This is a genomic window from Terrimonas alba (assembly GCF_042434975.1).
Lineage (GTDB): Bacteria > Bacteroidota > Bacteroidia > Chitinophagales > Chitinophagaceae > Terrimonas_B > Terrimonas_B alba.
Window position 1 is genome coordinate 47825 of sequence record NZ_JBHMQM010000008.1, and the last position, 12868, is coordinate 60692.

The window sequence follows — 12868 nt, forward strand, 5'->3', positions numbered from 1 at the left end:
CCGCATTAAAAAATTATAAAACAGGAAAATTTAGGGATGAATGCTGAGTTGCCGGTTACGGCAATTGGTAATTCCTTATTTCTCGCGGCTTCCTTTATAAAGTTCATACTCCAGCAGCCGGCAATCAATAGTGCTGGTATAAAACTCAATACGCCGTTTTGCCTTTAGCCCGATTTTTTTTGCCAGTTCAAGGTTGCCGGTAAATACATAACCATAGTAGCCGCCGCAGCGCTGTTTCATAAAATCGCCGATTTGGGCATATGTTTTTTCCAGCTCATTTAGTTCTCCCAATCTTTCGCCATATTCCGGGTTCATAAATACAACGCCAGGCACATTTTGAGGAACCTGTGTCGCTGCAAAATCACAAACAGCAAACTCAATCATCTTCGCAACTCCCGCGGCAATTGCATTTTTCCTGGCATTGGCGATAGCTCTTTCGCTATAGTCAGTGGCGATAATTCGTAGCCCGGGAATTTCAATGATTTGTTCTTCCAATAAAGCATCTTCCTTTTCATAAATAGTTGCATCATATCCCTGCAGGTGCATAAATGCATAGTTGGTTCTGAAAAGCCCGGGTCTGCGATTGGTAGCAATAAGTGCAGCTTCTATCGCTATCGTTCCGGAACCACACATCGGATTGATGAAGGGAGATTTTTTGTCCCAGCGTGTAGCGTAGATGGTTGCAGCGGCTAATGACTCAAGCATAGGAGCCTGCCCCGGTATTTTGCGATAGCCGTGCCTTGCCAGTGAATCACCGGAAGTGTCTATAAAAATTTCGGCTTCTTCATTTTTCCAAAACAAATGAATAACGGCTCCCGTGAGCTCAGCACCTGTGGCAGGTCTTGTTCCCCGCCTATCACGCAGTCTGTCAACGATGGCGTCTTTGACACGCAGGTTGGCAAACATGCTGTTATTGATGGTTGGATTATTGACATTGCTGGTGATAGAGAAATATCCATTTTCAGGCAGGATTGTTTCCCACGGATAGCCGACTAAATTTTTATAAATGGCATCGGCATTCTCAGCAGTAAATTTTTGAAGGCTGTATAAAACCTGGCTTGCACAACGAAGATTTAAATTAAGTTTGATACAATCGTTAATAGTTCCTTTCAAACGTACGCCGGTTACAAAACTATCATCAATTGTAAATCCAAGATCGTTTACTTCCTGTTCTAAATAGGGTGTAATTCTTTTATGCGAAGTAATGGTGATAAAACCAGGTGTGGTAAATAGATTCATACAAGCGAAGGTAGATAATAGGAGTAGAGAACAACGTAACCAGTAAAATTGGAAAGGTGATGATAAGGTGCAAATTTGAAAATAAAATATCCTTCCACTCCTAACCCTCTGCGTTCATTCTTTAACTATTTTTGCTTTACTCTCTTATAAAATAAATAATTGCGATGGATGATTTTATTGCAGCCCGGTCGCAGATGGCCCTTTCGCTTGGCTTTCACATTATTTTTTCCTGTATTGGTATGGTGATGCCTTTTTTTATGGCTGTCGCACATTATTATTGGCTGCGAACAAATGATGTGGTATATAAAAATATTGCCAAAGCCTGGAGCAAAGGGGTTGCGATTTTTTTTGCGACGGGTGCGGTTTCGGGAACGGTTCTTTCGTTCGAACTCGGATTGCTATGGCCAGAGTTTATGAAGCACGCAGGACCTATTTTCGGAATGCCGTTTTCGTTAGAGGGAACGGCTTTTTTTATTGAAGCCATTGCCTTAGGTTTTTTTCTTTATGGCTGGGATCGGTTTAATAAATGGTTTCATTGGTTTACCGGAGTAGTGGTGGGTATCAGTGGTTTGCTTTCGGGTATATTAGTAGTTGCTGCTAATGCATGGATGAACAGCCCGACGGGTTTTGATTATGTCAATGGACAATACCTGAATGTAGATCCTATTAAGGCTATGTTTAATGAAGCCTGGTTTTCGCAGGCTTTGCATATGTGCCTTGCAGCTTTTGTGGCCACCGGTTTTGCAGTAGCTGGTGTTCATGCCATTATGATCGTGAAGAAAAAAAATGTACAGTTTCATAGTAAAGCTTTCACCATTGCGGCAGCGTTTGCTTGTGTTGCCGCCATTTTGCAACCGGTTAGCGGAGATCACTCGGCGAAAGACGTAGCCAAACGCCAGCCCGCTAAACTGGCTGCGATGGAAGCTCATTTTCATACACAAAAAACGGCACCCCTGATAATCGGTGGCATACCGGATGAGAAGAACAAAAAGGTCAATTATAAAATTGAAATACCGGGTTTGTTAAGTTTTATGGCGTTTGGTGATTTCAACGCCGAAGTAAAAGGGCTGGACCAAATTCCGGCAGATTATCATCCACCGGTAGCCATTACTCACTTTTCCTTCCAGGTGATGATAGGATTGGGTATGGCAATGATGCTGCTGGCCATTATCTATTTCATTGCATTATGGAAAAAAAGAAGTTGGCTGACGAGTAAATGGCTACTCAACCTGTTTGTACTGGCTACACCGTTGGGCTTTATAGCGGTAGAAGCTGGGTGGGTTGTAACGGAGGTGGGAAGGCAGCCCTGGATCATTTATGGCATCATGAAAACTGCTGATGCAGTGACGCCTATGCCTGGAATTGTTTATTCGTTTTACATTTTTACTGCGATTTACATTTCACTGGCGTTAATTGTAATCTTTATGCTTTACCGGCAAATAAAGATGGTGCCAATCCTTTACGATATTGATGTAGATCAAAAAACAAGCTGATTGTCATGTTAAACATTGTGATCATTTACTTGTGGATGGCGATTTTACTCTATTTGTTATTGGGCGGTGCTGATTTTGGCGCCGGAATATTAGAGTTGTTTACATCTCAGAAAAATGAAAGAGTAACCAGGCGTACCCTGTACAGGGCTATCGGTCCAATTTGGGAAGCCAATCACATGTGGCTTATCATTACCATTGTCATTTTATTTGTAGGGTTTCCGTCCATTTACACGACAATGTCAATTCATCTTCATATCCCGCTGGTAGTGATGTTGCTGGGAATCATCGCCCGGGGCACGGCATTTACTTTTCGACATTATGATGCAGTAAAGGACGATATGCAGAAAATATATAACCATATTTTTACCTGGTCCAGTCTCATTACGCCACTATTCTTGGGGATTATCGCCGGTAGTGCCGTTTCAGGGCATATCGATGTGTCGGCCACTGGTTTTTTAGCGGCATATATTTTTAGCTGGTTAAATTTTTTCTCCATATCAGTCGGGTGTTTTACTGTTAGTATTTGTGGTTTCCTGGCAGCGATTTATCTCGTTGGCGAAGCTGACAAAGAAGTTCATCGCCTGCATTTCATTAAAAAGGCCCGTCACATGAGCATCGCGGCCTTGGTTTGTGGGGCATTTGTATTCGTAGCTGCCCGCTTCGACAATATTCCTTTAACAAAATGGATTTTTGGAAATGCAGTGGGGCTGACGGCGATAAGCACGGCCGCCTTGTCACTTTTGCTGCTTTGGTATTTACTGGCTAAAGGCCGAACAAAGCTTATCCGCATACTCGCAGGTTTCCAGGTGACGATGATCCTGCTGGCCACAACTTATGTCCATTATCCCAACATTGTCATTTTAAAAAATGACGACTATTTATCCTTAGTGGAGCACCAGGCCGATTACAAAACAATTCAATCGCTTGCCTGGGCCCTGTTGCTGGGAAGCGTTTTTATTCTGCCGGCTTTGTTTTACCTGATCTATAGTTTTCAAAAGAGAAACCAAGTGGATAAGCAAGTCAGCTAGACTTACTCTGGACAAACAAATGATTGTAGTACTAACACTACATCAAAAGGCCATAAATCTTTATGGCACAATCCTAATTTGTCCTATTTATCACCCCGCTGTTATTTAGTTGATTTGCATATGTGCAAGTTTGTTAACGCACTTTAACAATTTATTAAGATTTTTTTGTCACTTTGGAATCATTTTACGTAGAAAAAGTACTTCAATATATCTATGGAAAACCTAAAACAGCTGATCGACCGCCTTACCGGCGTGTTCCTACCCGCCGCAGTACGTAATCAAAGTTTTTTTGTCAATGACGTGCCGAGTGATCTGCCGATTGACAACAATCCTCAATGGGTAGCCTCCGTTGTTAGCCGCATGCTATCAACTGTAGTAAATCATGTAAAAAATACCAGCATTCGCCTGACCGCCAAAAAGCACGGTCATGAGGTAATACTCGAGGTGCAGGAGTCTGGAAGTGTTAATGGCTATGCGATGGCCAGTGAGCTACAGCAGGTGAATTCTTTGGCTGAAAGGATAGGGGGACATTTAAGCATCAGTTTGCCGAAGGCTAATATGACCGCTATTGCGTTCTGCTTTCCAAACATGTCTTCTTTAGCCGTCTAAGCTTTATCTACTGGTTTGCATTATTGACGTCTAAAGCGGAATACATAGCTCCTCGGGCCAGTGTAAACATATGCTTTGAAGCGATTGGTACCCGTGAAGATCACTTCGTCGAAGTATTCGGATCTTACTTCCTGTGTAGTAAAATTTATTGCGGTTACATGCATACTGTGCACATACCGGTCGTCGCAATCATAATCACCATCCTCGTTGGTATAGCATTGATTTCTTACCCAGTCACGACGAATATCCCAGGCTCCCTGGTAAATATCACCGGTGCTATTTACGTATTCCAATTGTCCATCTTCAGAGAAGGTAAACGTTCCTTCTTTAAAAGGAACACCGCTGGTACTACCTCCCCAACCAATGCGATCTACATCTGCTAATTGCCAAGTGCCCTGGATGCGTTTATCGTATCGTTTTAGAAAATCTTTGCTGCAGCCAGTAAAGAGCAGGAGTGGTAGAAAAAGAGTTAAGTAGATTTTTTTCATACCTGTGGTTTTAGCTGAAGAAAAATTACACTAATCCCAAATGCAGAAAAAAAAGCAAGAATTCCTTTAACCAAAATTTTAGTGAAAGCTTTTATCAATCAAACATAGCTCAACCACCAACGCCGGTGTTGCGCTTTATAATTGCTATACCATTTGCACGGCAGGTATAAAACTGCGACAACAAAGATCCAGATACCATACACGATCCATAAATTAAAACCGAATGTCTGTGGCCTGAATAAAAATAGACTCTGGGTATCGACAATCTGTGATGTAGTATGACCGGTAGCAAAGAAAACGATTACCAGCAAGGTGTGGATTAAATAAAAATGAAGTATGTAATAGAAGAAAGGAACTTTTCCATATACAGAGACGACTTTGCTCCAACTGGCTTTAATATTTTCTGTGAGTGCTAAGGCAAGCAATGCTGGCCCTAATGTCATGCTGCTATATTGAAGAGAGGGCGGATATTTACTGGTGTTTAAAAAAGAAAAGACAGAATCACCATCCCACGCCCCGGGGTCGCCATAGCCTTTCAACATTCTTAAAACAATAAATAACAGTATAAGCGAAAGCCCGCTTGCCAATAAAAATTTCTTTCTTTTTTCAGCGGAAAAATCCTTGTGAAACCAGGCGCCCATTGAATAACCCATCAACATGATACCTGTCCATGGAAGTATTGCATAGAATACACCGATAAAATGATTACTATCTAAAGGAATTACTGTTCCCCTTGCTGTTAGCAAAATAGACCATAGGTTGCCTGTGATACCAGAAGCAGGCAGTTGCAGGTAATCCAAAATATTATGACCGAAAAATAAGATGACTCCCGTAACAAATATGACGTAATAGGAAGCTCTTACCAACAGGCCAAGGATAACCATGCTCCAACCGATTGCCCAGATTACCTGCAGAATGATAAAACTATAAAAAGGATCGAATGTAATGCCCAATGTAACAAGAGTGATCTCTACCAATACCAGCCACAGTCCCCGCTTGAGAAGAAAGGTGCTTGCTTCTGCTTTCGTTTTGCTTCGGGAGGATAAATAAGCCGAAACCCCGGATAATAAAACAAAAGTTGGAGCACAAAAATGCGTTATCCACCGGGTGAAGAATAATGCCGGCGTTGTTGTTGCCGGGTTCAACGGGTCTGCAGTCATTGCTGTAACATGAAAAAAATCACGGGTATGATCGAGGGCCATGATGATCATAACAATTCCGCGAAGAATGTCTATAGAGTTGACCCGGTAAGCAGCAGTGGTAGTTGTAGGCATAAGGGAAAATAATTATTTTTTACATATTTCTACATTCCGTTGATGTATTTCTGCAATTCACTCACTTCCTCTTTTCGGGCACCCGGGAAAAAAATAGCTTGCACTCCTAAATTAGTATGATGCGCATATTGTTTATTGGGGATAGTTTAGTAAAGGGTTCTGTTGGTGTAAACTGGGTTAAAATTTTTGCTTCCAAACATAAAAATTGGATCGTTGAAAATGCGGGTAAAAATGGTGAGACGCTCGCTATGATCCACCGGCGATTGATGAAAAAATTGGACCAGGCTAAATATGACGTAATATTTTTTGAAGCTGGAGTAAACGATATATTAATTCCCGGATTATTACAAAAAGGATATTGGTTTAAAAAAGCCGGCAAGTATCTGTTGAAAAAGGGAGCCAATCCCCGGCGGGGTGCAGCAGATTTTGAGAAACAGTACCGTCAATGCATCAGCGATATTGAGCGAAAAACCAACGCTGCTATAATTCTCAGCACCATGGGTTGCATCAATGAAGATCTTGACGCCGAACTCAACAAGAAACGTTGTGCCTGCAATAAGGTCATTCGGGAGATAGCCCGGGAAAAAGAGCTTGGCCTGGTTGATGCCGGTGCGTTGTTTGATGGCTATCTGAGGAGGTATAAGACCCATAATTATTTATTAGAGGATTTCTTCAACACGGCCTGGTTTGACAAAATCTGGTGCCGGCTGGGTTGTCCCGATCATCTTAGTAAGAAACGGGGACTTTATCTTACCGTCGATGGCGTTCATCTTAACAAAGAAGGCGCAAAAATTTATTACATCGAAACTAAAAAGCAACTGGATGCCATCAGTTCCGGCACAAATATAAGATTACAAATGCGCCAACTCTTGTAAGTTTATCAATTTGTTTCATAGATGGATTTGAACTGGCGCATTATCTTCAATAGGGACATGAATAACAATTATTGACCGTTAGTTAAACTGCCATTTGTGATATATTTGATTTGCACGCCCTTGGTACTATCAGTTGCACCCGGCATACCCACTAACAGTACAGTATATACTTTTCCTTGCTCAACCGGGATCGTTCGATTGCTGTTGATTGTTGTTTCGTTTTTTACAGCGATGTTTATTTCGCCCGGTGTTGCCGGAATAAAATCTGAAACGTTGGTGAAGGAAGCATTGCCATCAATCAGGCTGACGCCGCCAGCTGTAATAGTAACTTTTGGACTGGTTGAATCCGGGATAGCGTTTACATAGCGAACATATGCTTTGCCAGATGTATTTGATAAGCTATCAAATTTATCGTTGACTAAAACATTTTTATAACTACCATTTGTGCCCACCAGGAATAATGAGTAAAACTTGTTTGGTTCAAATGTATAATCAACTGTGGCCAGGGTTGAATCACTGGTGGCATCAAATGACTCAACCGTTCTTGTTCCTGTATAAACCCGTTGATAGGTACCTGTATAGTTTGTATAAGTAAGCGGTGAATTAATAAGATTGTTGTTGGAAAGAGCAATCCCTATACCTGACTTATCAGGAGCCAGGTTAAAAGCCATTAGTCCGGCTACAGGTGTACCTGAGTTATCAGAATCATTAAACTTGGTACAAGCTGTAAGTGTAATCACGATCAAAAGAATTCCACTAACCGATGCAACACCAGGTTTGAAGGATAAGAATGAGCTTTTCATCTGTTTGTTTTTTATTGTTTAATTTAATCAGAACTTGTTCCGAACTAGCTTCGGGATGTAACGCGCAATCGACATCCCCTCGGGGTCAACTATTTTATATGAGCGTTTCATGTGTTTTTCTTTATTTTTTATAAAATATTAGCATTCAAAAAATATCACTGCGATTGTAAATCTGCCGGGTTAAAAACTTTGGCAAATTCAGATCCCGGTATGCCTGGAAATAAAAAATGTATAACAAATACGTGAAAGTAGTTGGCGCTGGTTTGATTCTTTCGTTAAAGCAGTTGTAAAACTGGAAAAAATAATGCCAACAGGATGATCAGCGCATAAAGCGATAAGAAGTTAAAATATTATTAACAGGTTTGCGGCTTCTGATAATATTTAATTCAGATAGGATAGGCTTTATAAAAGGTAAGGCTTATCATGGGATAAGCCTTACTATAAAATTAACCTAAACTCTATTTGTCTTAATAACGACCATCTTTTTTGTCCTGCGAACGTCCAATGCCATAACCAACGCCGCCACCAATTACTCCACCGATCACAGCACCCAGTGCCCTGTTCTTTTTGTTAATTACTGCGCCCAGTACAGCTCCTGAACCGGCGCCGATTGCGGTACCTTTGGCTGCTTTACTCCAACCTTTCTTTTGCTTGGCCTGGTTTTCGGTTGACGATATCATCGATCCACTGCGAGTACCTGAGTAGCTCCTTCGTGCTGTCGATCGTGATGATGCAGTGGTGGCATAATTAGTTTTATTATATGCATCCATTGCATTGATTCTTTCATTTTGAGCTTTCCAGTTTTGGAACTCAGCAAGACCGACGGTGTCAGCGTAGTTCAGATTCTTAGTCATATCAGCGGCTGTTCCCGATTTTCCATTACATGCAGTAAATAGGATAGCCATTAATCCAACAATACTTAAAGTGTAAAAAATTCTTTTCATAACTGTAGTTTTAATAATGATTTGAAGTTTTAATTCACTACAGGTTATTCATAAAGGATGCCACAAAAAACCGGGTTGTTAAGAGTTACGACGGGAAATTTTTAATTGCTTCGAAATAAAATATTTACAAGGCAGTTCTTTTAACAAAAGGGTTTTCAAAAAACGTGGATTCAAGTACCGTTAGCCCAATAATTTTTTTCTATTTTCTTTAAACTTATAATCAATAAAAAAGTCCCGGATCAACTCCGGGACTTCTTCGCTTATTTTTAATTTGCTCCTGACTAATCAGGAATGTTTTTAACAAAAAAGATTAATAACGGTTTCGGTCTCTGCTATCCCTGTTAGGACCTGGCCTTGAGCTGCCGCCGGGTCTGTTACCACCGGGCCTGCTGTTAAATCCACCTCTATTGAAACCTCCACCGCGATCACGGTTACCGCCGCCACCAAAGGAAGATCCACCACCGCCACTTCTTTCATCAGCTTGTTTTACTACCAGGGGTTTTTTACCCAGAGAAATGTCATTCAAATTTTCAATTGCATCCCTCGCTTCGGCGTCGTTCTGCATATCCACAAATCCAAAGCCCCTGCTTTTACCAGTTTCTTTATCGATTGCAACTTTGGCGGAATTAACAGCGCCAAATTTTTCAAATATTTCCATTAACTCGTCATCGTCGAGGTCATAGGGAAGGCCGGCAACAAAAAGATTCATACAGTTGGTTTTGCACAAATGTAATGAACTAAAATGGTTATTGTCGCGTTAAGTTTTAAACGATGAAAATATAAGAGTAAACCCTTCATGAAAGAATGTCAAGTAGTTAAAAAAGGGGATAGTAAAAACTATCCCCCTGATAAGCAAGGGGCGAATCGGTTAACCCCAGCTATTTTAAGTATCAGATTAATGATACATGTTTACTTTTTCCCCGATATCTTGCTGACAGGCAAACATCGGGTGGTTTTTCATAAGTAAAGACAGGATACCGGAATTCAGATTTTCAAGGATTTTTTAGATTTTAAAACAGGATGTCTTTCAACAACACAAAGAAACAACACACGGCGGCCGAAAAAAATAGTAGAATGGTCTATTCTTGCGTACAATTTTATTCTGTCATTTTGTAGCTATTCTACTACATACTTTCACTTACGCAACACTCAGGATTATAATGCACCAAGCTGCTTTAAATATTTTTCAGAGTTGGCCTTCACATTGGCCGGGGGATTCATGCTTAGCGATTTTTTGAAGTTGATAATTGCATTTTTCTTATCGCCTTTTATCACATAGGCTTCACCAAGACTGTCCCAAACATTTGCACTCTTAGGGTGTCTTTGTGTATTTAATTTAAATATTTCAATTGCTTTATCATGCGCACCCTGGTTGAGCAACTGGTAGCCATATAAATTCAATTCATTTTCAGTTGCAATAGCTATGGCGTCCGTCATCATCTTAGCTGCTTCTTCTGTCTTTCCCGTTTCTTTTAATAGATTGGATTTAACACTCAGTGTGGTGAAGTTGCTATTTTGCGTGATCGCCTGGTCTATCCATTTTATCGCCTGGTCGTAATTGATTTTATTTTGAAGGGCATAGTTAGCAGCACTGGAATATCCTTGCCAATTGAAACCAATAGGTCCTTTTAATTCTTCCGCAGCATTGCTCATCACTATTTTGTCTACATCAAATTCGATTTTCACAGGGAATTGTTTTTTCTCCCAGGTAAGATTAAGTTCAGCGGAATTTTTTGTAAGGTTGGAGAAATCATAAGTAAGCATTTCAGTGGGCGCAATGTCTCGTAGTTGAATTTTAGCCCTGAGTTGATCATGTTTTGGATCATACCAAAAGCTTCCCCAGGAGCGGTTGTCTTTTGATAATATGACTTCACCGGTATTATCCTGGTTAATTACAAAAAACAAACCGTACAAACCGGCTGGAACATCCTGGCCCTCCACTTTTGCATCATGAGAAAATTTGATGGTGGTGTTTTCGTTCGCACCGGCCCGCCAAGGAGCTTCATTTGCCGCACCAAAAGGTTGCACATTCCACCCATAAGGAACAAGATTGCCCCAAACCTGTCGTCCTTTTACCGATGGCCTTGAATAGTTAATCGTGACAGTGGAAATTCCGATTGTCTGTGTGACGATTGCAGCAGGGCTTGGAGTTCGCGGGGTTGTAATTCCCTGGCTGTTTAAAGATGTAGAACCCAGTGCGGTCAATAATACCAGCACAGATTTCGCAGTTAATAATTTTGGCATCGCCTATTTTTTAGGATTAAAAAAATAATTGCTTCAATAAATTACGAAGAAAAAAAGCCTGTGCGACAGCATTCTACTCAAACGGTGAAACAGCATGCCCAAAGGCTATTATTGTTATTTGAAGTACAGTAATGATTGTTCCGGCAAAACATGGCATTATTTTTTTGGACGGAAGGAAAAGCCAACGATGAAACGTCCATACTAAAATTTTCATTTTTATCACACAGAGGAATAAAAATTTTAGGTAAGTTCCATCCGGCAAAAACAATAAAAAGCATACGGATGAAAAATAATATAACAGCCAGTACCAGCATTGTGATCAATGCACCCGTGTCAAAAGTTTGGGAAGCATTAACCACTCCGTCTATTATCAAGCAATATTTTTTTGGGACCAACACCATTACAGATTGGAAAGTAGGCCGACCGATAATTTTCAAGGGAGAGTGGGAGGGCAAAACCTACGAGGACAAAGGTACCATCCTCGATTTCGAACATGATAAATTGCTTCGCTATTCGTATTGGAGCTCCATGTCGGGCAAAGAAGATAAACCTGAGAATTATGCCAACGTGAGCTATCAATTGTCAGCAAAGGGGAACGCCACAGAACTAGTGATAACGCAGGATAATATTGCTGATGAAAAAACAAAAGAGCACTCGCTGCAAAACTGGAACAAAGTATTGGCTGATCTGAAAAACCTATTGGAGCAACAGGCATAATTTTATATCGTGCCGGGTTAATTACCTTGTAAGCTTATTTATTTCAGCAAAAAGCTGTTTAAAGGTTTCATGCGGCGTATTAGTGCCCCGCTGCTGATCTGGTTTGTTGGCATAAAAATCACGGATAAAAGGTTGCGCCCCCGACCAAACGGTTTGCATCATCCCCATGAATCTGGGCTGCATGTTTACAGTTGAGCCTTTGCGAAATGCGATCATGTCCTGCAACTGAGTGATGGCAATTGATGGATCTCGCCAGGGACAGGTAACCACTCTAAATCCCTTCATGGCAAAATACACAGCTGTCTTATCAGGTCTTTCATAATGCCAGTCACAGATCACCACATCTTTGTCGATCATATCAATAGCGGCATGAGTATTGTTTTGACTGGCTTCCCACATCCCAATGCCGGTAGTGGTGCCATCGATCAACCTGTCCCCCCAGATCCATAATTCACGTTTTGATTTCGAAAGGTGATCATGAATGAGATTCACTTCGTCAGCAAATAATTTAGCTTTAGATTTTCCTTTACATCTCGGGCATTTATCGCTGCCGATATAAAATACTTCGTCCATTCCGGCATGAAATGCATCTGTCTCATATACATCACATAGTTCATCCACTAAGGCAAACACGATTGGATGGACGTTTGGATGCAGTGGACAATAACTTTTACAATACAAGCTATCAGCGTTAGGCCATTTGTAAACCTCCGGCATTTTCACCTCCGGAGTTTCATCAAACCCGGGGTATACTTTCAATAAGTTATTCGTTTTTGTTGCCCATGATTGATGGCCTAAAAGGTTGATCTGTGGAATGACCCTGATTTTATTGGCCCGGCAAACATTTACGATTTTCTTCACTTCATTTTTTGATAGTGCAATACTGTCCCGAAGTTCAGGATGGCTGCTGTATTGGTAGTTAAAATCAACCCGTAAGAGCAATGTATTTACCTGTCTCGGCGCCACTTCTTTTTCAATAAACTGAACGAATGAATCCACAAAGGAAGAGGGCGGCGCCGCAATGGCGAATCCCCGTACAGGAAGTATAGAATCCAGTTGATACTGCGCCCTTAGTTGACTATTAGCCGTGAATAGCAGTGTAAGAAGGATACTAAAGAAGGCTTTTCGTGAGGTCATTTTTAAATGTATTTACT

The 12868-nt window shown here is 41.0% G+C and carries 13 protein-coding genes; 5 read left to right on the forward strand and 8 right to left on the reverse strand.

All coding sequences use genetic code 11. The annotated features are described in order from the left end of the window. Nucleotides 1-75: 75 nt before the first annotated feature. A complete protein-coding gene (locus tag ACFEL9_RS21365; protein WP_385894418.1) occupies nucleotides 76-1239 on the reverse strand; it encodes a THUMP domain-containing class I SAM-dependent RNA methyltransferase in 1164 nt (387 codons plus the stop codon). A gap of 164 nt (nucleotides 1240-1403) precedes the next feature. Between ACFEL9_RS21365 and ACFEL9_RS21370 the strand changes: the two genes are divergently transcribed. The 3 genes from ACFEL9_RS21370 (at nucleotide 1404) to ACFEL9_RS21380 (ending at nucleotide 4369) form a co-directional block, all read left to right on the forward strand. Beyond that, a complete protein-coding gene (locus tag ACFEL9_RS21370; protein ID WP_385894420.1) occupies nucleotides 1404-2732 on the forward strand; it encodes a cytochrome ubiquinol oxidase subunit I in 1329 nt (442 codons plus the stop codon). A gap of 5 nt (nucleotides 2733-2737) precedes the next feature. Further along, complete coding sequence (locus ACFEL9_RS21375; protein ID WP_385894422.1) at nucleotides 2738-3760, forward strand: cytochrome d ubiquinol oxidase subunit II; 1023 nt, start codon at nucleotides 2738-2740, stop codon at nucleotides 3758-3760. Between the two features lie 213 nt (nucleotides 3761-3973). Next, nucleotides 3974-4369 (forward strand): hypothetical protein, encoded by a 396-nt coding sequence (locus ACFEL9_RS21380; protein WP_385894424.1) that lies wholly within the window; start codon nucleotides 3974-3976, stop codon nucleotides 4367-4369. A 20-nt stretch (nucleotides 4370-4389) separates the two neighbouring features. Here ACFEL9_RS21380 and ACFEL9_RS21385 read toward each other — a convergent pair whose 3' ends face one another. Together ACFEL9_RS21385 and ACFEL9_RS21390 are read right to left on the reverse strand one after the other, a co-directional pair. Continuing rightward, nucleotides 4390-4857, reverse strand: a complete 468-nt coding sequence (locus ACFEL9_RS21385; RefSeq protein ID WP_385894426.1) for a hypothetical protein — start codon at nucleotides 4855-4857, stop codon at nucleotides 4390-4392. A 98-nt stretch (nucleotides 4858-4955) separates the two neighbouring features. Then, a complete protein-coding gene (locus tag ACFEL9_RS21390; RefSeq protein WP_385894427.1) occupies nucleotides 4956-6131 on the reverse strand; it encodes an acetyltransferase domain-containing protein in 1176 nt (391 codons plus the stop codon). Nucleotides 6132-6250: 119 nt separating this feature from the next. Between ACFEL9_RS21390 and ACFEL9_RS21395 the strand changes: the two genes are divergently transcribed. Further along, nucleotides 6251-7006: an SGNH/GDSL hydrolase family protein gene (locus ACFEL9_RS21395; protein WP_385894429.1), complete on the forward strand. Its 756-nt coding sequence runs from the start codon at nucleotides 6251-6253 to the stop codon at nucleotides 7004-7006. Nucleotides 7007-7074: 68 nt separating this feature from the next. On the opposite strand, the gene ACFEL9_RS21400 is transcribed toward ACFEL9_RS21395, so the two are convergent. From ACFEL9_RS21400 to ACFEL9_RS21415, 4 genes are all read right to left on the reverse strand, one after another. Continuing rightward, nucleotides 7075-7809 (reverse strand): DUF4397 domain-containing protein, encoded by a 735-nt coding sequence (locus ACFEL9_RS21400; protein ID WP_385894431.1) that lies wholly within the window; start codon nucleotides 7807-7809, stop codon nucleotides 7075-7077. A gap of 467 nt (nucleotides 7810-8276) precedes the next feature. After that, nucleotides 8277-8753, reverse strand: a complete 477-nt coding sequence (locus ACFEL9_RS21405) for a YMGG-like glycine zipper-containing protein (protein WP_385894432.1) — start codon at nucleotides 8751-8753, stop codon at nucleotides 8277-8279. A gap of 310 nt (nucleotides 8754-9063) precedes the next feature. Next, nucleotides 9064-9462: an RNA recognition motif domain-containing protein gene (locus ACFEL9_RS21410; protein ID WP_385894434.1), complete on the reverse strand. Its 399-nt coding sequence runs from the start codon at nucleotides 9460-9462 to the stop codon at nucleotides 9064-9066. Nucleotides 9463-9908: 446 nt separating this feature from the next. Beyond that, nucleotides 9909-10997 carry a DUF2911 domain-containing protein gene (locus ACFEL9_RS21415; RefSeq protein ID WP_385894436.1) on the reverse strand — a complete coding sequence of 363 codons (1089 nt, stop codon included), beginning with the start codon at nucleotides 10995-10997 and terminating at the stop codon, nucleotides 9909-9911. A gap of 150 nt (nucleotides 10998-11147) precedes the next feature. Here ACFEL9_RS21415 and ACFEL9_RS21420 point away from each other — a divergent pair, with 150 nt between their 5' ends. Next, a complete protein-coding gene (locus ACFEL9_RS21420) occupies nucleotides 11148-11714 on the forward strand; it encodes an SRPBCC family protein (protein WP_385894438.1) in 567 nt (188 codons plus the stop codon). 21 nt (nucleotides 11715-11735) lie between these two features. Here ACFEL9_RS21420 and ACFEL9_RS21425 read toward each other — a convergent pair whose 3' ends face one another. Further along, complete coding sequence (locus ACFEL9_RS21425; protein ID WP_385894440.1) at nucleotides 11736-12851, reverse strand: family 20 glycosylhydrolase; 1116 nt, start codon at nucleotides 12849-12851, stop codon at nucleotides 11736-11738. Between the last annotated feature and the right edge of the window lie 17 nt (nucleotides 12852-12868).